The sequence below is a fragment of the Methylobacterium sp. Leaf125 genome (assembly GCF_001423085.1).
Lineage (GTDB): Bacteria > Pseudomonadota > Alphaproteobacteria > Rhizobiales > Beijerinckiaceae > Methylobacterium.
Genome location: NZ_LMNU01000001.1, coordinates 1051887 through 1071824, shown reverse-complemented (window position 1 = coordinate 1071824; position 19938 = coordinate 1051887). Strand labels below are relative to the sequence as shown.

Sequence of the window (19938 nt, the reverse complement as noted above, 5' to 3'; positions counted from 1 at the left end):
GGGGAGAGCCATGCGCGTCGTCTTCATGGGCACGCCGGACTTCGCCGTGCCGACCCTGGCGCGCCTCGCCGCCGACGGCCACGCCATCGCGGCGGTCTACACCCGTGCGCCGGCCAAGGCCGGACGCGGCATGGCGCTCAAGCCCTCCCCCGTGCAGGCGATGGCCGAGAGCCTCGGCGCGCCGGTGTTGACGCCCACGAGCCTGAAGGGTGCGGAGGCCGCCGAGACCTTCGCCGGCCATGCGGCCGATGTCGCTGTGGTGGTCGCCTACGGCCTGCTCCTGCCTCAGGCGATCCTCGACCTGCCGCGCCACGGCTGCCTCAACCTGCACGGCTCGCTCCTGCCCCGCTGGCGCGGCGCGGCCCCGATCCAGCGTGCCGTGATGGCCGGCGACGCGGAGAGCGGCGTCGGCATCATGCGCATGGAGGCCGGCCTCGATACCGGCCCCGTGGCGCTGGAGGCGCGGATTCCCATCACCCCCGGCATGACGGCCGGACAACTCCACGACGCGCTGATGCCGCTCGGCGCCGACCTCATGGCCCGCGCGCTCCGGGACGTGGAGCGGGACGCACTGGCCTTCACCCCCCAGGCTCCGGAGGGCGTGGTCTACGCCCACAAGATCACCAACGACGAGGCCCGGATCGACTGGACCCGACCGGCCCACGCGGTCGCCAACCACGTCCAGGGCCTGTCGCCGTTCCCCGGCGCCTTCTTCGAGGCGGATTTCGGCAAGGGGACCGAGCGGGTGAAGGTGCTCTCGGCCGAGGCCGTGCCGGGCTCCGGCACCCCCGGTACGCTCCTCGACACCGAGGGAACGATCGCTTGTGGCGAGGCTGCCGTGCGCCTGTGCGCAGTGCGGCGCGCCGGAAAGGGAGGCGTCAGCAGCGGGGCCGAATTCGTGCGCGGCACCCACCGAACGCCGGGGACGCCGTTGGCATGACCGCACCGGTTCACCCCTGATGCCGCGCTACAAGCTCGTCATCGAGTACGACGGCAGCCCGTTCTGCGGCTGGCAGCGCCAGACCGCGCAGCCCTCCGTCCAGGGCGCGATCGAGTCGGCGGTCAAGCGCTTCTCCGGCGAGGTCGCGGGCCTCACCTGCGCCGGCCGCACCGATACCGGCGTCCACGCCACGCATCAGGTGGCTCATCTCGACCTCGAACGGGCGTGGCGCACCGATGTGGTGCGGGACGCGCTCAACGCGCATCTGCGCCCGAACCCGGTGGCGATCCTCAGCGCCGAGATCGTCGACGCCGATTTCAACGCGCGGCACTCCGCCACCCGCCGGCACTATCGCTACCGCCTCCTCAACCGGCGCAGCCCCCCCGTGCTCAACCGCGCCCATGTCTGGCAAGTCCCCTGGCCCCTCGACGTCGGGCTGATGCGCAACGCGGCCGCACGCCTCCTCGGGCTGCACGACTTCACCGCCTTCCGGGCCGCCGAGTGCCAAGCGAAGAGCCCGATCCGAACCCTCGATCAGCTGGATGTCGCCGTCCTGCCGATGGGCCTGCACGACGAGATCGTGGTGGCGACGTCGGCTCGCGCCTTCCTGCATCATCAGGTTCGTTCGATGGTCGGCACCCTCATGCTGGCCGGCGCCAGCCGTATCAGCGCCGACGACGTGAGCGAGATCCTGGCAAGTCGGGACCGCAGCCGGTGCGGCCCCCTGGCTCCCGCCCGTGGGCTCACTCTGGTCGGCGTCGATTACGTCGATAACACAACCGTGAGTTAAGAACTTCTTACTTTAAGTTGATACGCCGGCAGGAACCCTGATGATCCGTCGCGTCCGGTGCAATTCGCATCGGGGCGATGGAATTTGCCGTGACGAATCCTCCTGTTCCTCTGCTCATCCTCGGCGCAACCGTCTTCGCTGCCCTCTCGCCCTTCATCTTCATCGCAATCCGCGAAGCCGTGAAGCGTCAGAGACAGGAGATCGTCCGGGACTTGGCGGCCGTCTTCGACATTGCGGGGCCTTCGAGCCAACGTCTGATCCCATCCTTCGAATTCGTGAAGTACAAGTACTTCGTTGGCCGACCCAAGCTGTTTGGAAAAGGGGGATCGCCCGATTCATCGGAAGGATCTCTGGATATTTTTGACCGGTCGCGACACCGGGAGGACTTCACGACAACAGCCTGGATCCTCGGCAGCATCGCCTTCAGCGTGCTGGCGGCAGTCGCTGTGTTTCATACCCTCTCGCTGCTTGCGACGCTTCTGTGCGCCACGGGGTCGGGGTTCGCGTGGCTGGATGGCCCCTGTCTGACGAACCAGGATCGGACCGCGGTCTGGCTGTTCGGCGTCTGTGCGGCCTTTGCCGGCAGCTACCTCACGGCGCTGCGCAACCTGTACCGTGCGATCAAGAACTTCGACCTGAGCCCCGCGACCATCGTCGGCGAAACGATCAAGATCGTGATTGGCATCGTCCTCGCGCCGATCCTGGTGGTCGGCCTGCTGCGGTTTGGGACGAGCCTCGCGGAAGCCATCGCGACGCTTGAGGACCCGATGCGTTCCCCGCTGGTGCTCGCCCTGGCGATTACCGGCTGTTTCGTCGCCGGCATCATGCCCGACGTCGTACTGCGCAACATCCTCCAGCGCGACAAGCTGAAGAACTTCAAGCGAGAGGAACGCGAGGTCTTTCGCGCCTTCAAGATTACGCCCGTGGAGATCATCGACGGAATCGACAGTGAGATCCGCGTCCGTCTCGACGACCACCACATCCATTCGACCCAGAACCTGGCGGCCGCCAACCCGCTGATGCTGTTCGTCGAGACGCCCTACGGGGTTTATCAGATCATGGATTGGGTCGCGCAGGCGCAGCTCTGCTGCTCGGTCGGGCGCGAGAGAGTCATCCGGCTCTGGCCCCTGGGCGTGCGGACCCTGTTCGACCTCGAACGGCTGGCCGCGCCGAGCGCGACGCGCAACGAGGCTCTGTTGCTCGAAGTCGGCCGTATCATCCTGGGCGCGCCCATGATCGACGCGGCAGCGGACCGGCAGGCCGCCGTCGACTTGGTCGTCGCCAGCATCGAATTGCGGCTCGACGACCCCCACGTTCAGCGGTTGCGCCAGATCTTCATCGCGGTGGGCGACCGCCTCGGGCCGGACTGCCGGCGTTTCCGAGCCCAGCCCGCGGGCGCGTCCGGCAACGCGACCTGAGAGGCTAGGGCCACGAACACCCGCGTGCGGTCGCGACGGACGGGCTAGCGCCCGGCGAAATACGCCGCCAGCACGCGGGTGTAGATCGCCGTGAGCCGGTTCAGGTCCGCGACCGGCACGCACTCGTCGGTCTGGTGCATGGTCTGGCCGACGAGGCCGAACTCGATGACCGGGCAGGCCTCCTTGATGAAACGCGCATCCGAGGTGCCGCCCGTGGTCGAGAGCACCGGGCGGCGGCCGGTCTCGGTGGCGATGGCGCCGGCGACGAGTTCGGTGAAGGCGTCGGGCTCGGTGAGGAAGGCGGGTGAGTTCGAGGGCAGCAGTTCGAGGCTGTAGCGTACGCTCCGGCCGGCCGCCGCGTCGAGGCGGGCCCGGATCTCGGCACCCAGGGTCTCGGCGGTCCAGCGATCGTTGAACCGGACGTTGAAGGTGCCGCGCGCCTCGGCCGGGATGACGTTGGTGGCCGTGTTGCCGACGTCGAGGGTGGTGAATTCCAGGTTCGAGGCACCGAAATGCTGGGTGCCGGCATCGAGCGGCGCGGCGAGGAGCGCAGCGGCGAGGCGCAGCAGCCCGGGAATCGGATTTTCGGCGAGGTCCGGGTAGGCGACGTGGCCCTGGCGTCCCTGCACCGTCAGCCGGCCCGTGAGCGAGCCGCGCCGGCCGATCTTGATCATGTCGCCGAGCACGTCCGGGTTGGTGGGCTCGCCGAGGAGGCAATGGTCGAAGCGCTCGCCCCGGGCCCGGGCCCATTCGAGGAGCTTCACCGTGCCGTTGATCGCAGGCCCTTCCTCGTCGCCGGTGATGAGGAAGCCGATCGATCCCGGAAGATCCGGACCGGCCACGTCGAGGTAGTCGAGGACGGCGGCCAGCATGCAGGCGATCCCACCCTTCATGTCGACGGCCCCGCGCCCGTACAGCACCCCGTTCTCCACGGTCCCGGCGAAGGGGCCGTGGCGCCAACGGGCGACATCGCCGGGGGGCACCACGTCGGTGTGACCGGCGAACAGAAGGCAGGGCGCCTTCGTACCGATGCGGGCGTAGAGGTTGTCGATGTCGGGCGTGCCCGGTTCGGAGAAGCGCGGGCGCTCCACGCGGAACCCCGCCCCCGCGAGGATGCCGGCGAGCCAGGCCAGTGCGCCCCCCTCTTCCGGAGTCACCGAGGGGCAGCGGATCAGGCCTTGGGCGAGGGCGAGGGGGGAGCGGTCGAGGGGCGCGTTCGGCACGGGCGGGACTCTCGCGTGATGTCCGGGTGCGGACGGCCATAGGCGGGCGGGCGGGCAGGTGCAATTCGCGGCCGGGCTTTCGCCGGGCGACGGGGGGGCTTATCTGCGGGACATGGCCCTCTCCCCCGACGAAGTCGAACGCTATGCCCGCCATCTCGTCCTGCCGGAGGTCGGCGGCCCGGGTCAGGCCCGGCTGAAGGCCGCCCGCGTCCTCGTCATCGGGGCCGGGGGTCTCGGCGCCCCCCTGATCCAGTACCTCGCGGCTGCCGGGATCGGCACCATCGGCATCGTCGACGACGACACCGTCTCCCTGTCGAACCTGCAGCGGCAGGTCATCCACGCAACGTCCGATATCGGCCGGCGCAAGGTCGAGAGCGCATCCGAGGCCGTGTCGCGCCTGAACCCGCACGTCGCCGTGGAGGCGCATGCGCTGCGGCTGACGCCGGAGAACGCCCCGGACCTCATCGGCGCCTACGACGTGGTGGCCGACGGCTCCGACAACTTCGCCACGCGCTACGCGGTCTCGGATGCCTGCTTCCACGCCCGGCGCCCGCTGGTGACGGCGGCGCTCGGACGCTTCGACGGCTCGCTCACGACCCTGCGGCCCTACGAGGCCGATGCGCGCGGGCGCCCGAACCCGACCTACCGTTGCCTGTTCCCGAACCCGCCGCCGCCCGGAAGCGTCGCCCCCTGCGCCGAGGCCGGCGTGCTCGGCGCGCTCGCGGGCATCATGGGCTCGCTGATGGCCCTGGAGGTGATCCGCACGGTGACGGATTTCGGCGAGCCCCTCGTCGGCCGCCTCCTCATGGTCGATACCCGCGCGATGCGGTTCGAGACCCTCGGCTACGCCTGGGACGAGGCAAACCCGCTCAACGGGAGCGGCGCGAAGGGCTGACCCGCCGCGACCGGCCGGGGGCGCTCGCTGACGCCCTACTCCGCCGGCAGCGCGTCGAGGAGCGGCCGGGATGCCCGGGCGCGCGGGCCATCGTCATGGGCATCGGTGAACTGCAGGGCCGCCAGCTGCGCGTACAGCGCGCCCTGCGCCAGCAGGCTCTCGTGCGTTCCGCTCTCGACGATTCGACCACCGTCGAGGACCAGGATGCGGTCCGCCTTGCGGATCGTGGCCAGGCGGTGCGCAATGACCAGGGTGGTACGCCCGCGCATCAGGGTGTCGAGGGCGGTCTGCACCGCGCGCTCGCTCTCGGCGTCGAGGGCTGAGGTCGCCTCGTCGAGCAGGAGGATCGGGGCATCCTTGAGGATGGCGCGGGCGATCGCCACCCGCTGGCGCTGGCCGCCGGAGAGCGTGACGCCCCGCTCGCCCACCGTCGTGGCGTAGCCCTGCGGCAGGGCCTGGATGAAGCCGTCGGCATGGGCGAGTTCGGCCGCGCGCTGGACCTGCGCCTCGGTCGCGGCCGGCCGGCCATAGCGGATATTCTCGAGCACCGAGCCGGAGAAGACCGTCGGGTCCTGGGGCACCAGGGCGAGGCGCTCGCGCAGTGGCTCCGGATCCGCCTGGGCGATGTCGACCCCGTCGACCCGGATGAAGCCGGATTGCGGGTCGTAGAAGCGCAGCAGCAGCTGCAGCACCGTGGTCTTGCCGGCGCCGGAGGGTCCCACCAGGGCGACGCGCTCCCCCGGCGCGATGGTGAAGCTGATGCCGTCCAGGGAGGGATGATCGGGCCGGGTCGGGTACTGGAAGCGCACGGCGTCGAAGGACACGGCGCCCTTGGCGGGCACCGGCAGGGCCAGCGGCTCGGCCGGGGTACGGATCATCGATTCGGCCGCCAGGATCTCGCCGAGGCGCTCGGCGGCCCCGGCCGCCTGGGCGAGCTCACCGTAGACCTCCGAGAGCTGCCCGAGGGCGCTCGCCCCGAACACCGCGTAGAGCACGAACTGTGAGAGCTGACCCGCCGTCATGGTGCCGGCCAAGACCCCTTGCGCGCCGTACCACATCACGCCGACGACGCTGGCGGAGATGAGGAAGATGGCGACGCCGGTCAGGAGCGCCCGCGCCTGGATCGAATCCCGCGCGGCCGCATAGGCATTTTCGGCCGCCGCAGCGAAGCGGCTCGCGGTGGTCCGGCCCATGCCGAAGGCCTGCATCGTGCGGATCGCGTTCACGGCCTCGGCGGCATAGGCCGAGGCGTCGGCGAGGCGGTCCTGCGCTGCCCGGGAGCGGCGTCGCACGCCGCGGCCGGACAGGATCAGGGGAAAGACGATGAGGGGAATCGCCGCCAGGACGAGGACCGACAGCTTCGGGCTCGTGATGACCATCATCACCACCGCGCCCGTGAACAGGAAGGCGTTCCGCAGCAGGATCGAGATCGAGACGCCGAAGACGGCCTTCACCTGCGTGGCATCCGCGGTGAGGCGCGAGATGATCTCGCCCGAGAGCGAGCGGTCGAAGAAGGCGGGATCGAGCTGGGTCAGGCGCCGGAACACGGCGGTGCGGAGATCCGCCACCACGCGCTCGCCCAGCGTCGCGACCGTGTAGTAGCGCGCCCCGCTGGAGAGGGCGAGGACCGCCACGACGCCGATCAGGGCGGCGAAGTAGGTGTCGATCACGCCCTGGCCCTCGGGCGAGAACCCGTGGTCGATGACCCGACGCAAGGCGATCGGGACCACCAGGGTCGCGCCCGAAGCGGCGAGGAGCGCCAGGAATGCCGCGAGCATCCGGCCGCGATAGACCATCGCGAACGGAATCAGCGGGCGGAGCGAACCCAGCGGTGCCTTCGGCCGCGCCTCGCCGGGGATTTTCTTGTCACGGCCGCGAGCCATGGTGCCTCGTCATCGTTGGTCTTCCAGGAAAAGCGACCGTTCGGCGGTCTCTTCGATCGGCGCACGCTTGTCGGGCGGAGGTGCGTGAGGTATAGGCGCGCCTTCATCCGATTGCGCGTGATCTATGGCCGCGGGCCGCCAGACGGGCCGGTCGGCTTGGCTATTCAAGGATTTCGTCATGGCAAAGAGCGCGGCCGACAAGGCCAAGGGTACCGAGCATCCCGACTACCACTTCATCAAGGTCGTGATGACCGACGGGTCCGAGTACATGACCCGGTCGACCTACGGCAAGGAGGGCGACACCCTCAACCTCGACATCGACCCGAACACCCATCCGGCCTGGACCGGTGGCGAGCAGAAGATGCTCGATCGCGGCGGTCGCGTGTCGCGCTTCAATTCGCGCTTCGGCGCCCTCAGCTTCGGCAAGAAGTAAGGTCACCCGGGTTCGCTGCCGCGCAACGCGGCGGCGGCCTCAGGACAACGCAGAACGGGCGGCTCTCCCGGAGCCGCCCGTTCTGCGTTTCCGTCTCCTTTCCCGCCGCCCGGCCGAGGCCGGGCGGTGAAGCCCCGCTCAGGCGGACGCGCCGCCGAAGGCCGAGCGCAGCAGGCTCAGCTGGGCCACGACGGGGCTCTCCTGCGGCAGCGGCGTCGGACGCTCGTCGGCGATCAGGCCGTCGAGGTGCAGGATCCGGCTGTGGAGACGGCGCGAGCGCACGATGAGGTCCTGGAGGGTCGGCGGCAGGACGCCGAACACCTCGCTACGGAAGGTCTCGGGCGTGGTCAGGCGGACGCGGGTCTTCTCCTGCATCGCCTCGGCCGGGGTCAGCTCGCCCTCGGACACGGCGCGCTGCACCAGCAGCCAGGAGGCGATCTGCATCAGCCGGGTGGTGAGGCGCATGCTCTCGCTGGCATAGCTCAGCGTCCCATCGCGGGACATCAGGCGGGATTCCTCGCGGCCGGTCCCGTCGAGATAGGCGGCTGCCTCCTCGACCAGGGTCATGCCCTCGCGGAAAAGAACCTTGAAGGCCTCGGACGTGACGTAGGTGTCACCGAAATTCACCCAATCGCGCTCGTCCCGGAACATGACGTCGAACCCGCTCATGGTGCCTCCTGTGCCGCGACCGGACCGATTGCGTCCCGAGATGGGACGAAGGCGCCGCGCTTGCACCGATCTGCGCAACTCTAGCGCCGAACCCACCGATCCGCGGCCTTTACCCGATGTTAACGTTAACCGGGGCGATCGGGTCCCGGCCGCGCGATCGCGCCGCTGACGCATCCGGATGACCGGACACGCGAAGGCCCGGACGCGAAGGACGCGGAACGAAAAAAGGCCGCCCGGTGCGGGCGGCCTGTAAAGCGAGTTTCGGGAGCAGTCCAAGCGAGCGGATCGGACAATCCGCACGTTGTCCGGGAGAACCGAACAGGATCACAGGATGGCGTAGATTGGTTAACGGATGGTTCACGGAATGCCGTCCGGGCGCCTGATCGAGGGACCGGGATCTTGCCGTTTCGGCACGCTCCGGAATTGACTCGCGCGGGACCTTGCCCCATAAGCCGCGCCATCGCGACGCGGCGCCCTCGAGGGCGCTGTTCGCGCTTGCAGACACATTTCAGGGCGAGTGAATATCCGGCGCGGCCTTCGGTGCGGCCCGGATCGATCCTCGGCCATTCGGAGATCGCGCCATGAAGAGAACTTATCAGCCCAGCAAGCTCGTGCGTAAGCGTCGTCACGGCTTCCGCGCCCGCATGGCGACCGCTGGCGGCCGCAAGGTCATCGCGGCCCGCCGCGCACACGGTCGCAAGAAGCTCTCGGCCTAAGAGGTCGGCGGCGCCGTCACGGCGGCGCGCCACATCATGAGTCTGGCCAGGGGCCACAGGACCCGCTGCGAGATCGGATCGGCCATGTCATCGGCCCCACCGACGGTCGGGCGGCTCACGCGACGCTCCGAGTTCCTGGCCGCGGCCGGCGGACGTCGCTTCCACAACGAACGCCTGTCGGCGCAGGGCCTCGTCCGCGCCGCGGCGGCGTCCACGGACGACGCCCCCGGCGATCCCGCGGGCGACGGCCTCCGCATCGGCTTCACCATCACCAAGCGGGTCGGCCACGCGACGGAGCGCAATCGTATCCGGCGACGGCTGCGCGCAGCCGTGGCCCAGGCGGCCGGCGACCTGCCGGCGCGTCCCGCCGACGTGGTCCTGGTGGCGCGGCGCCCGGCCCTGCACGCCCCGTTCCAAACCCTCATCGACGACCTGCGCCGCGCCGTCACCGTGGTGACGAAGCCGCAGGATCCAAAACTGCCGGGCCAGACATCCGGCGCCTCCGATTCGCGGCCCGCCCGGCGCGGACGCGGCAAAGGCGCGCCCGCGTCTGGCGCATCGGCGGCGGCTCCGGTATTGGCCTCGGGCCTCGCCGCGCCGGCCGATGCCGAGCCGGCCCGCGCGAACGCGCCCTCCCCTTCTCCCAACGCATGCGACGGACCGACCGATGGGTAATGACAAGACGAACATGATCGTCGCGATCGCCTTGTCGCTGGCGGTCCTGCTCGGCTGGAACTATTTCATCGCCGCCCCCCGCGTGGAGCAGCAGCGCCAGGCCGCCCTCCAGAACAAGGCCGCCGCCGAGCCGACCAGTCCGGACGGCGTGCCCAGCGCCAGCCCGAAGGAAGGCGGCCCCGCCAATCCCGTCCCCGGAACCCTGCCGGGCGCCGCAAGCGCCGGCGGTGGCGTCGTACCCCGCGAGACGGCGATCGCGCGTTCCCCGCGCGTGACCATCGACACCCCGGCGCTCGCCGGCTCCATCGCCCTGAAGGGCGGCCGCATCGATGACGTCTCGCTGAAGAACTACCACGAGACCGTGGACGACAAGAGCCCGCGCATCGTCCTGCTCTCGCCCACCGGCACCGAGAATCCCTACTACGCCGAGTTCGGCTGGGTCGGCCAGAACGCCGGACCGCTGCCCAACGGCGACACTGTCTGGACCGCCGACGCCACCACTCTGGCGCCGGGTAAGCCGGTGACGCTGAGCTACGACAACGGCGCCGGCCTGCTGTTCAAGCGCATCATCGCGGTGGACGACAAGTTCATGTTCACCGTTCGCGACGAGGTCGAGAACAAGGGTGGCAACGCGGTCTCCCTCTATCCCTACAGCCTCGTGTCGCGCTGGGGTAAGCCGCACACCCAGGGCTACTACGTGCTTCACGAGGGCCTGATCGGCGTCCTCGGCGCCGACGGCCTGCAGGAATACACCTACGACCACCTCGCCAAGGAGCCGGCCCTCGGCAATGTCAGCACCAAGGGCAAGACCTGGGCGGGCGTGACCGGCGGCTTCGTCGGCATCACCGACAAGTACTGGGCCGCTGCCGCCATCCCGGATCAGGCGACCCCCTACACGGGCAGCTTCACCGAGCGGACCGACGGCGCCACCAAGGTCTACCAGGCCAACGTGCTCGGCAACGTGCAGGTGATCCAGCCCGGGGCCTCGGCGACCGCGACCCAGCAGCTGTTCGCTGGCGCCAAGGAAGTGAACACCGTCAACGCCTATCAGGCGAACCAGAACATCAAGCAGTTCGACCTGCTGATCGACTGGGGCTGGTTCCACTTCATCACCAAGCCCATGTTCCGGGCGCTGGACTTCTTCTTCCACCTGTTCGGCAACTTCGGTGTGTCGATCCTGGTGGTGACCTTCTGCCTGAAGCTGCTTTTCCTGCCGATCGCCAACAAGTCGTACCAGTCCATGGCCAAGATGAAGGCCGTGCAGCCGGAGATGGCGTCGATCCGCGAGCGCTATGCTGACGACAAAATGAAGCAGCAGCAGGCGATGATGGAGCTGTACAAGAAGGAGAAGATCAATCCGGTCGCCGGCTGCTGGCCGGTGCTGATCCAGATCCCGGTCTTCTTCGCGCTGTACAAGGTCCTGTTCATCACCATCGAGATGCGGCACGCGCCGTTCTTCGGCTGGATTCAGGATCTGGCCGCGCCGGATCCGACAAACATCCTCAACCTGTTCGGTCTCCTGCCGTTCGCGGCACCCGACTTCATCCACCTCGGCATCTGGCCCATCATCATGGGCATCACGATGTTCATCCAGATGAAGATGAACCCCGCGCCGCCGGACCCGGTCCAGGCGCAGATCTTCACCTTCATGCCCATCGTGTTCACCTTCATGCTCGGCTCGTTCCCGGCCGGACTGGTGATCTACTGGGCCTGGAACAACACCCTGTCGGTGATCCAGCAATACGTCATCATGCGCCGCAACGGCGTGAAGGTGGAGTTGTGGGACAATCTCAGGGGCATGTTCCGGCGCAAACCCGCCGACAAGAACGCCGTCGCCAAGAGCTGAAGTTGCCAAGAGCTGAACCCGGCTCGACCGAACCGCGCCGGGCCGACGTCCGGCCACGGCGCGCGACTTCCAACCGGTCCTCTCCGTTTCCTGACGGGGAGGACCGTCCTGTTTCCGGCGTGTCGGCTCGCGAGGGCGGTGGATGCGCCCCCTCGTCCGGAGCCGCCCGATGTCCCAAGCCGAAGACGATGCCGCCCTGCTGGAGGCCGGACGCCTGCTGTTCGCGGGTGCGGCCGACTTCATCGCCTCGGCACCGAACGTGCCCGCCCTGCCGGCGATGAAGGGCGTTGAGATCGCCTTCGCGGGCCGCTCCAACGTGGGCAAGTCGAGCCTCGTCAACGCGCTGACCGGGCGCAACACCCTGGCGCGGACCTCGCACACCCCGGGGCGCACGCAACAGCTCAACTTCTTCGATATCGGGGGCCGCCTGACCCTGGTCGACATGCCGGGCTACGGCTACGCGGCGGTGGAGAAGACCAAGGTCGAAGCCTGGACCGACCTGATCCACGACTACCTGAAGGGCCGCTCGAACCTGGCCCGGGTCTTCATGCTGATCGACTCGCGCCACGGCCTGAAGAGCATCGACACCGACGTCCTCGACGGTCTCGACAAGGCCGCCGTCAGCTACCAGATCGTGCTGACCAAGGGCGACGCCCTGAAGAAATCCGAGATGGATGCCCGCCTCGCCGGCGTGCAGGCCGCCATCGCCCGTCGGCCGGCCGCCTACCCCGAGATCCTGCTCACCTCGAGCCGCGACGATCGGGGCGTCCCCGAACTCCGGGCCAGCGTCGCCCGCCTGCTGCGGGAGCGCGGCGCGTGAACGGCGTCGATCGCGTCCTCCTGGCGCTCGGCGCCCTCGCGGGCCTGCTGGGTGTGGCTGCCAGCGCGGCGGCCGCTCATCTCAGCGGAGCCGACAGTCTGAAGACGGCCGCCCAGTTCCTGCTCTTCCACGCCCCGGCGATCCTCGGGCTCGTCGCGTTGACCGCCACCGGCACGACGCACCGTCTCGTGACCCGCATCGCGGCGGGGGCCCTGGTCGTCGGTCTCGCGCTGTTCTCGGGCGACCTCGCGCTCCGGGCGCTCCAAGGGACGCCACTGTTTCCCATGGCGGCGCCGACCGGAGGCTTCGCCCTGATGGCCGGCTGGCTGCTCACGGCCGTGGCCGCCTTCGTTCCGGCACGCCGGTCCTGAGGCATGGGGCCCTCCGCCGACCGCCCGATGCGCACCGCGCGGGTGACTCCTCGTCGTCGGCTCCGGGATCGTGTGGCGGGAAAACGCCTCAGCGGTCCGGCATAGCCGCCGAGACCCGGCCCCTCAGCGGATCAGCGGGGGCAGCTGTGGCGTAGCGCCGTCCGGCAGCGCGGTCTGCGCCACGTTCATGCTCATCGCCAGCAGCGTGTAGTAGCCGTTGATCCCCGCCATCTCGATGGCGCCCTGCTCGCCGAAGGTCTGGACCGCCCGCGCGTAGGTCGTATCGCTCACCGCCTTGTTGTGGTGCAGCTCCGTCGAGAACGCGTAGACCAGCGTCTCCTCCGGGCCCATCGCGTCCGGCCGCCGGCCCTCCTGGATCGCCGTGACGATCGCCGGGTCGAGGCCGGCTTTTAGAGCGATCGGCGCGTGGATGTGCCACTCCAGCTGCTGCGTCCATTCCCGCGCGGTGATCAGGATGATGAACTCGCTCAGCCGCAAGGGCAGCACGCTGCGGTAGCGCAGGTGCAGCCCCATGTTGCTGGCGTTGGTCATCAGCTCGGGACTGCGCAGGAGCGGCACGAACGGTCCGAAGACCGGCGTCTTCCGCGCCGCCAGGAAGGCCTCGGAGGCCGCCTTCTGCTCCGGGCTGAGTGCGTCGGCCTGAAGCGGCGGCAGGCGGTCTTGGGCCAAGGCGGACAGACTCCCGAAGAGAAGGATCGACAGGACCGGCAGGACGGCGACACGCATGGGTTGGATCCTCCGATCCGGCTTCCGGGCGCGGCCTACGGCATCACCGGCGGGTGGTAGGTCAGCGTGAAGGCCAGGGCCCAGAGCAGGAACAGCACCACCGGCAGGTGGATCAGGAGTTGCAGGAAGCTGAAGCCGACGATGTCGCGCGCCTTCAGGCCGAGGATGCCGAGGAGCGGCAGCATCCAGAACGGGTTGATCAGGTTCGGGAGCGCTTCGGCCGCGTTGTAGACCATCACCGCCCAGCCGAGATGCACCTGCAGCTCGTTGGCCGCCTGCATCACATAGGGTGCCTCGAGCAGCCACTTGCCGCCGCCCGACGGCACGAAGAAGCCGAGCACCGCCGAGTACACGCCCATCGAGATCGGGAAGCTGCCCGTGGTGTTCAGGCTGACGAAGGCGTGGGTGATCACCTCGGACACCGAGATCCCGGCCGCATTCTTCGGACCGGTCAGCATCGCGCTGATGGCGGCGTAGAGCGGGAACTGGATGAGGATGCCGGCCGTCGCCGGGACTGCCTTGGCCACTGCGACGAGGAAGCGCTTCGGGCGCCAGTGCAGCAGCAGGCCGAGGGTGATGAACAGGAGGTTGTAGGTGTTCAGGTTGGAGATCGCGGTGATCCAAGATTGCCGAGCGAACTCCTGGTAGATCCAGGCGCCCGCGATCACCACGAGCAGGATCGTCAGGATGGGCGAGTGCTCCAGCCATTCGCCGGGCTGCTCCGGCCGGCCGAGATCGGTCGTTTCGCGCGCGACGTTCACGCCGAGATCCTCGGCCGTCACCGCCGTGCTCGGGCGGGGCGCCGAGGCGTAGGCGATGATCACCGACATCACGAAGAGGATCGCGGCGATCAGCATCGACTGCCAGAGGAAGATGGTCTCGCTGAAGGGGATCACACCGGTGATCGGCAGCAGCGCCTTCGGCAGGCTCGCCGCGTTCGCCTGAAGCTGAGCCGCCGAAGAGCTGAGGCCCATGGCCCAGGTGGCGCCGAGCCCGAGATAGGCGGCTGCCCCGGCGGCACGGTAATCCATGCGGAGTTCGGTCCGGCGGGCGAGCGCGCGGGCGAGGAGGCCACCGAAGATCAGGCTCAGGCCCCAGCTCAGGAACGAGGACAGCATGGTCGCGGCGGCGACGAAGCCGACGGCGCCGCGGCCGGTCTTCGGGATGGCGGCGAGCCGATCGATCAGCGCCTGGACCGGGGGAGCCGTCGCCACGACGTAGCCGCCGATCGTGACGAAGGCCATCTGCATGGTGAAGGGGATCAGGCTCCAGAAGCCGTCGCCGAAACTCTTGGCGATGGCGGGCGCCGGGGCGCCATTGGCCAGCGCGCCGAGGGCGACGATGACCACCGCGATGGCGACGAAGATGAAGGCATCGGGAAACCACTTCTCGGCCCAGGCGGTGAAGCGGATGCCGGCCCGCGACAGGGCGCTGTCCAGCGCGGCGGAATCGGCTCGACGCTCCGGCGTGGGTGTCGACATCGGGAAGTCCTGGGAACGAGGAAATGGCCTTGGGGGCGCATTGTCCGCAATTGCCGACCGGGCTCAAGATGCAATCCGGCCGGTACACAGGCTTGGCAGCAGGGATCGCGCGGGAATGTCAGGTCGCCGCTTCAGGCTTCCTTGAGGGTTCGACGGCTACGATGCGCCCTGTTCTCGCATGGGAGACCCTGTTCGTGGCCGAAATCTCGAAGTTCCGGGACCTCGATACGAGGATGGCCGAACGGCGTCAGGCCAGCGCCAAGGTGCGTGATCTGGCTCGCCAGGACCGGGGCAGAACGGATTTCGAGACGCCCTTCCTGTCCCCCCTCGGCTGGATGATCGCGGTCATCCTGAACTTCGCCCTGGTGCTGGTCGTAGGCCTCGGCACCGTGCTGGTCCCGCCCCTGATGGCGTGCCGCGAGCAGAGTGCGCGCGGTTTCTTCGCCGGCGACTCTTTCCAGGCCTGCGCCGGCCGGGGCATCTCGGCCAGCTTCCAGGACTTCGACCGTCGCATCCGCCGCCTCGTGCTGCGCTCGGGACAGTGAGGAACCGGCCTGACGGGGGCCCGCGACGGCGGCTGCCGTCGCGGGCCCCGGGATCTCGGCGGGATTCTCGGCAGGATGTCGGAATGACGCCCCGCCTCAGTTGAGGGTGGCACTCTCCGGCCGGCGCTCGGTGCTGAGGCCGGACTTGCCCACCTTCAGCCCGAGGGGACCGACCTCCACCGGCACCACTTCCCCGTCGTGGATCAGGCCGGACAGGAGTTGCTCCGCCAGCCGATCCTGCACCGCCTTCTGGATCACGCGCTTGAGGGGACGCGCCCCGTAGGCCGGGTCGTAACCCTTGTCGGCGAGCCAGTCGCGAGCCTCCGGATCGACGTCGAGGGTGATCTTGCGCTCGTCGAGGAGCTTCTGCAGGCGCTTCAGCTGGATATCGACGATCGCGCCCATCTCCGAGCGCATCAGGCGGTGGAACAGGATGATCTCGTCGATCCGGTTCAGGAATTCCGGCCGGAAGTGGCTGCGCACCACGCCCATCACCTCCTCGCGCACGGCGTCGGTGTCGTCGCCCTCCCCCTGGTTGACGAGGTATTCCGAACCGAGGTTGGAGGTCATGATCAGGAGCGTGTTGCGGAAATCCACCGTCCGCCCCTGTCCGTCGGTCAGCCGGCCGTCATCGAGCACCTGAAGCAGGACGTTGAACACGTCCGGATGCGCCTTCTCGACCTCGTCGAACAGCACGACCTGGTAGGGCCTGCGCCGAACCGCTTCGGTCAGTGCTCCCCCCTCCTCGTAGCCGACATAGCCCGGAGGCGCGCCGATCAGCCGGGCCACGGAGTGCTTCTCCATGTATTCGGACATGTCGAGGCGCACGAGGGCCGTGTCGTCGTCGAAGAGGAAGCCCGCCAGGGCCTTGGTCAGCTCGGTCTTGCCGACGCCGGTGGGGCCCAGGAAGATGAACGAGCCGATCGGCCGGTTCGGATCCTGGAGACCGGCGCGCGCCCGGCGCACGGCGGTCGCCACCGCCTCCACCGCCTCGCGCTGCCCGACGACGCGCTCGCCCAGCACCTTCTCCATGGCCAGGAGCTTGTCACGCTCGCCCTCGAGCATCTTGTCGACGGGAACCCCGGTCCAGCGCGAGACGACGCCCGCGATATGCGCCGGCGTCACCGCCTCCTCGACCATGCCGTCGCGGACCACGGCGCTCTCGGCCTGGGCCTCGATCTCCGAGAGCTGACGCTCCAGGCCCGGGATCACCCCATAGGCGAGCTCACCCGCGCGCTGGTACTGGCCTTGGCGCTGGGCCGAGGCCAGTTCGTTCCGCGCCTCGTCGAGCTTGCGCTTGAGTTCGGCGGCGGCCCCGAGCTTGTCCTTCTCGGCCTTCCAGCGCGAGGTGATCGCGGCGGATTGCTCCTCGAGGTCGGCCAGCTCCTTCTCCAATCGCACGAGACGGTCGCGCGAGGCGGAATCGGTCTCCTTTTTCAGGGCCTCTCCCTCGATCTTCAGGCGCACGATCTCGCGGTCGACGTTGTCGAGCTCCTCGGGCTTCGAATCGACCTGCATGCGCAGGCGCGATCCGGCCTCGTCCATCAGGTCGATGGCCTTGTCCGGAAGGAAGCGGTCGGTGATGTAGCGGTTCGACAGGGTCGCAGCCGCCACCAGGGCCGCATCCTGGATGCGTACACCGTGGTGCTGCTCGTACTTCTCCTTGATGCCGCGCAGGATCGAGACCGTGTCCGCGACGGTGGGCTCGGAGACGAAGACGGGCTGGAAGCGCCGCGCCAGGGCCGCGTCCTTCTCCACATGCTTGCGGTACTCGTCGAGGGTGGTGGCCCCGACGCAGTGCAGTTCGCCGCGGGCGAGGGCCGGCTTCAGCAGGTTGGAGGCATCCATCGCCCCATCCGCCTTGCCGGCGCCCACCAGGGTATGCATCTCGTCGATGAACAGGATGATCCCGCCCTCGGCCGCCGTCACCTCGGAGAGCACGCCCTTCAGCCGCTCCTCGAACTCGCCGCGATACTTTGCACCCGCGATCAGCGCGCCCATGTCGAGGGCGAGAAGGCTCTTGTCGCGCAAGGATTCCGGCACGTCGCCATCGACGATCCGCAGGGCGAGGCCCTCGACGATGGCGGTCTTGCCGACGCCGGGCTCGCCGATGAGGACGGGGTTGTTCTTGGTGCGCCGAGACAGGACCTGGATCGTGCGACGGATCTCCTCGTCGCGGCCGATCACCGGGTCGAGCTTGCCCTCGCGCGCCGCTTCGGTGAGGTCGCGGGCGTACTTCTTCAGCGCATCATAGGCGTTCTCGGCCGTGGCGTTGTCGGCGGTCCGGCCCTTGCGCAGGGCGTTGATCGCGCCGTTGAGCGAGGCCGCGGTGACGCCGGCCGCCGCCAGCGCGCGCCCGGCCTCGGTATCCTTCTCGACCGCGAGGGCGAGCAGCAGGCGCTCGACCGTGACGTAGCTGTCGCCCGCCTTCTCGGCGGCCTTCTCGGCAGTGTCGAACAGGCGCACGAGTTCGCGCGTCGCCTGCGGCTGAGACGCGTTGCCGGACACCTTCGGCTGCTTGGCGAGCCAAGCCTCGGTCTGTGCAAGGGCGACCCGCGATTGACCGCCCGCCCGATCGATCAGACCGGCGCAGAGGCCCTCGGGATCGTCGAGCAGAACCTTGAGGATATGGCCCGGCTGGAATTGCGGATGGCCCTCGCGCATTGCGAGGCTCTGCGCGGCCTGGACGAAGCCGCGGGCGCGCTCGGTATAGATCTCAAAATTCATCTGTGTCCCACCTCCCCGTGTCGGCTCGACCCACCGCCCGCTCTTCGCGGCGCGACCGATCGCCGAGACGTCGCCCCCACGGCCGATGCCGCTGGAGACCCCGGCGCCACCTGGCCGCCGGTAGTCGAGATGTGGTGTTGTAAATCGGCACCACAAGGGTGCGGTACGCGACGGGAGACAGCCGTCGCTCAGGCTTGCGTCCCGACGCATTTCAGGGCCACGCTCGGCGCATGACCGACATGCCAAGCCTGCGCCTCGACGCCCTCTATCGCTACCCCGTGAAGGGGCTCTCACCCGAGTCGATAACCCACGCGACCCTGAGGAACGGAGACTACTTTCCCGACGACCGCCTGTTCGCGGTCGAGAACGGCCCGTCGGGTTTCGACCCGGCCGCCCCGGTGCACCAGCCCAAGATCAAGTTCCTGATGCTGATGCGCGACGAGGCGCTGGCGCAGCTCGACACGCGCTACGATCCGACGGATGGGACGCTGACGATCCGCCAGGGCGGCGCGATCGCAGCCCGCGGCGACCTCGCCCAACCGCAAGGGCGGGCCACCATCGAAGACTTCCTCACGCGCTACATGCCCGGATCCCTGCGCGGTCCAGCCCGGATCCTGTCGGCGCCGGGCGGTTATCGCTTCACGGACTCTCCGCGCGGCTTCGTCTCGCTCCTCAATCTCGCCAGCGTCGCCGCGCTCGAGACCATGACCGGCGCGGCGGTGGATCCCCTCCGCTTCCGCGCGAACCTCCACGTCACGGGCCTCGACGCCTGGGCCGAGCTCGATCTCGTCGATCACACGCTCACGTCGCCGGGCGGCGTGCGCCTGCGCATCCACAAGCGAACGCAGCGCTGCGCAGCGACCAATGTCGACCCGGCCACGGGCCAGCGCGACCTCGCGATTCCTCGTACGCTCGCGCAGCATCTCGGCCACACGGATTGCGGCGTCTACGCGGAGGTGCTGGAAGGCGGCGTGTTGACGGCCGGCGAGGCTCTCAGCTTGGGCTAGATGGCGTCGCGGTGCACGAGGACGATGGCGGCGGCGTAGCCCGCCCGGCGCAGGTGGCGCAGGTCCGCGTGACGGCGCTCGCAGGTGACCTTCAGGTAGCGGCTCTCACCGGCGGCCAGGCCCGTGGAAGCCGCGGCGGCCTGACCGTGCATCAGGCACTCCATGGGAGTTCGGGCAGGGGCGACGATGACATCGAGGGCGGTGTCGCGCGAGCAATCCTTGGCGAGGAGCGTCGCGGCGCAGACGAGGGCGACGGAGAGCAGTTCAGACATGACGGACCCCTTGTTCGAGATGGCGAAAAAGGTCCGCGGTGTGGCTCCGGCGTGCGAGCGGCCGCGTGATCGTTGCCTTGGTGTTCCCCGTGTCGTTGTTGTTGAAGAGGGCTAAGCACGGCGTGTGCCAGCGTCCTTCCCCTGAGACGCGGATCACCGTCCGGCGTGGACGGGGCCGCCAATGGCGCGGCTTGCGTTAGCGGCGGACCTGCAACCAGTGCGGCTCGGGCTCGGATCGCGGCAGAATGGCTGCAACGGCATCAAGATCGACGGTGAATTGCTCGGTCAGGAGGCGCCAGACCTCGGAGGGCGAGGCCGCCTGAGGGTTGAGCTGGTCGACCGCGCTGGCGATGTGGTGCGGGCTGAGCAGGGTGGGACGCGGTACGTATGGATCAACATTCAGCATGGTGCAGGATCCCCGGCGACCGACCGATCATGGTTTATCAACCTTAAGGATTGATTACCAGGGATCGGTTGCAG

General features: G+C 68.9%; 20 protein-coding genes. 12 read left to right on the top strand and 8 right to left on the bottom strand.

Features of this window, described 5'->3' with window-relative positions:
- Positions 1–10: 10 nt before the first annotated feature.
- The 3 genes from fmt (at position 11) to ASF58_RS04890 (ending at position 3148) form a co-directional block, all read left to right on the top strand.
- The gene (gene fmt / locus ASF58_RS04900; RefSeq protein WP_055947947.1) at positions 11–940 is read left to right on the top strand and encodes a methionyl-tRNA formyltransferase; all 930 of its coding nucleotides are present in this window, start codon (positions 11–13) and stop codon (positions 938–940) included.
- Between the two features lie 19 nt (positions 941–959).
- Positions 960–1730: a tRNA pseudouridine(38-40) synthase TruA gene (gene truA / locus ASF58_RS04895; protein WP_055947945.1), complete on the top strand. Its 771-nt coding sequence runs from the start codon at positions 960–962 to the stop codon at positions 1728–1730.
- 77 nt (positions 1731–1807) lie between these two features.
- A complete protein-coding gene (locus tag ASF58_RS04890; protein ID WP_055947942.1) occupies positions 1808–3148 on the top strand; it encodes a hypothetical protein in 1341 nt (446 codons plus the stop codon).
- A gap of 44 nt (positions 3149–3192) precedes the next feature.
- On the opposite strand, the gene dapE is transcribed toward ASF58_RS04890, so the two are convergent.
- Positions 3193–4371 (bottom strand): succinyl-diaminopimelate desuccinylase, encoded by a 1179-nt coding sequence (dapE, locus tag ASF58_RS04885; RefSeq protein WP_055947939.1) that lies wholly within the window; start codon positions 4369–4371, stop codon positions 3193–3195.
- Between the two features lie 112 nt (positions 4372–4483).
- Between dapE and moeB the strand changes: the two genes are divergently transcribed.
- On the top strand, positions 4484–5266 hold the full coding sequence (moeB, locus tag ASF58_RS04880; RefSeq protein WP_055947936.1) for a molybdopterin-synthase adenylyltransferase MoeB: 783 nt from the start codon (positions 4484–4486) through the stop codon (positions 5264–5266).
- Between the two features lie 35 nt (positions 5267–5301).
- Here moeB and ASF58_RS04875 read toward each other — a convergent pair whose 3' ends face one another.
- A complete protein-coding gene (locus ASF58_RS04875; protein ID WP_055947933.1) occupies positions 5302–7149 on the bottom strand; it encodes an ABC transporter transmembrane domain-containing protein in 1848 nt (615 codons plus the stop codon).
- A gap of 178 nt (positions 7150–7327) precedes the next feature.
- On the opposite strand from ASF58_RS04875, the gene rpmE reads away from it, so the two are divergent.
- Entirely contained in the window at positions 7328–7582 is a 255-nt protein-coding gene (gene rpmE / locus ASF58_RS04870; protein ID WP_055948879.1) for a 50S ribosomal protein L31, read from the top strand.
- A 138-nt stretch (positions 7583–7720) separates the two neighbouring features.
- On the opposite strand, the gene ASF58_RS04865 is transcribed toward rpmE, so the two are convergent.
- Positions 7721–8251: a DUF1465 family protein gene (locus tag ASF58_RS04865; protein WP_055947930.1), complete on the bottom strand. Its 531-nt coding sequence runs from the start codon at positions 8249–8251 to the stop codon at positions 7721–7723.
- A gap of 581 nt (positions 8252–8832) precedes the next feature.
- Here ASF58_RS04865 and rpmH point away from each other — a divergent pair.
- The 5 genes from rpmH to ASF58_RS04840 all read left to right on the top strand — a co-directional run bounded on the left by rpmH (position 8833) and on the right by ASF58_RS04840 (position 12679).
- Positions 8833–8967: a 50S ribosomal protein L34 gene (gene rpmH / locus ASF58_RS04860; protein ID WP_055947927.1), complete on the top strand. Its 135-nt coding sequence runs from the start codon at positions 8833–8835 to the stop codon at positions 8965–8967.
- An 84-nt stretch (positions 8968–9051) separates the two neighbouring features.
- A complete protein-coding gene (gene rnpA, locus ASF58_RS04855; RefSeq protein ID WP_055947921.1) occupies positions 9052–9642 on the top strand; it encodes a ribonuclease P protein component in 591 nt (196 codons plus the stop codon).
- Positions 9635–11488: a membrane protein insertase YidC gene (yidC, locus tag ASF58_RS04850; RefSeq protein WP_055947918.1), complete on the top strand. Its 1854-nt coding sequence runs from the start codon at positions 9635–9637 to the stop codon at positions 11486–11488. The genes rnpA and yidC overlap by 8 nt, the downstream gene beginning before the upstream one ends.
- 169 nt (positions 11489–11657) lie before the next feature.
- Positions 11658–12308 (top strand): ribosome biogenesis GTP-binding protein YihA/YsxC, encoded by a 651-nt coding sequence (yihA, locus tag ASF58_RS04845; protein ID WP_055947915.1) that lies wholly within the window; start codon positions 11658–11660, stop codon positions 12306–12308.
- Entirely contained in the window at positions 12305–12679 is a 375-nt protein-coding gene (locus tag ASF58_RS04840) for a DUF423 domain-containing protein (RefSeq protein ID WP_055947912.1), read from the top strand. Before yihA ends, ASF58_RS04840 begins: the two co-directional genes overlap by 4 nt.
- 123 nt (positions 12680–12802) lie before the next feature.
- Here the strand turns inward: ASF58_RS04840 and ASF58_RS04835 are convergent, their stop codons facing one another.
- Both ASF58_RS04835 and ASF58_RS04830 read right to left on the bottom strand, forming a co-directional pair.
- Positions 12803–13426, bottom strand: a complete 624-nt coding sequence (locus ASF58_RS04835; RefSeq protein ID WP_055947909.1) for a hypothetical protein — start codon at positions 13424–13426, stop codon at positions 12803–12805.
- A 35-nt stretch (positions 13427–13461) separates the two neighbouring features.
- The gene (locus ASF58_RS04830) at positions 13462–14907 is read right to left on the bottom strand and encodes a TIGR00366 family protein (protein ID WP_055947907.1); all 1446 of its coding nucleotides are present in this window, start codon (positions 14905–14907) and stop codon (positions 13462–13464) included.
- A 161-nt stretch (positions 14908–15068) separates the two neighbouring features.
- On the opposite strand from ASF58_RS04830, the gene ASF58_RS04825 reads away from it, so the two are divergent.
- Positions 15069–15452, top strand: a complete 384-nt coding sequence (locus tag ASF58_RS04825; RefSeq protein ID WP_055947902.1) for a hypothetical protein — start codon at positions 15069–15071, stop codon at positions 15450–15452.
- Positions 15453–15548: 96 nt separating this feature from the next.
- On the opposite strand, the gene clpB is transcribed toward ASF58_RS04825, so the two are convergent.
- Complete coding sequence (gene clpB, locus ASF58_RS04820; protein ID WP_055947899.1) at positions 15549–18179, bottom strand: ATP-dependent chaperone ClpB; 2631 nt, start codon at positions 18177–18179, stop codon at positions 15549–15551.
- A gap of 230 nt (positions 18180–18409) precedes the next feature.
- Here clpB and ASF58_RS04815 point away from each other — a divergent pair, with 230 nt between their 5' ends.
- Positions 18410–19186: an MOSC domain-containing protein gene (locus tag ASF58_RS04815; protein ID WP_055947896.1), complete on the top strand. Its 777-nt coding sequence runs from the start codon at positions 18410–18412 to the stop codon at positions 19184–19186.
- Here the strand turns inward: ASF58_RS04815 and ASF58_RS04810 are convergent.
- Positions 19183–19458 (bottom strand): hypothetical protein, encoded by a 276-nt coding sequence (locus tag ASF58_RS04810; RefSeq protein WP_055947893.1) that lies wholly within the window; start codon positions 19456–19458, stop codon positions 19183–19185. The genes ASF58_RS04815 and ASF58_RS04810 overlap by 4 nt on opposite strands.
- Before the next feature lie 196 nt (positions 19459–19654).
- The gene (locus ASF58_RS04805; protein WP_055947890.1) at positions 19655–19864 is read right to left on the bottom strand and encodes a hypothetical protein; all 210 of its coding nucleotides are present in this window, start codon (positions 19862–19864) and stop codon (positions 19655–19657) included.
- Between the last annotated feature and the right edge of the window lie 74 nt (positions 19865–19938).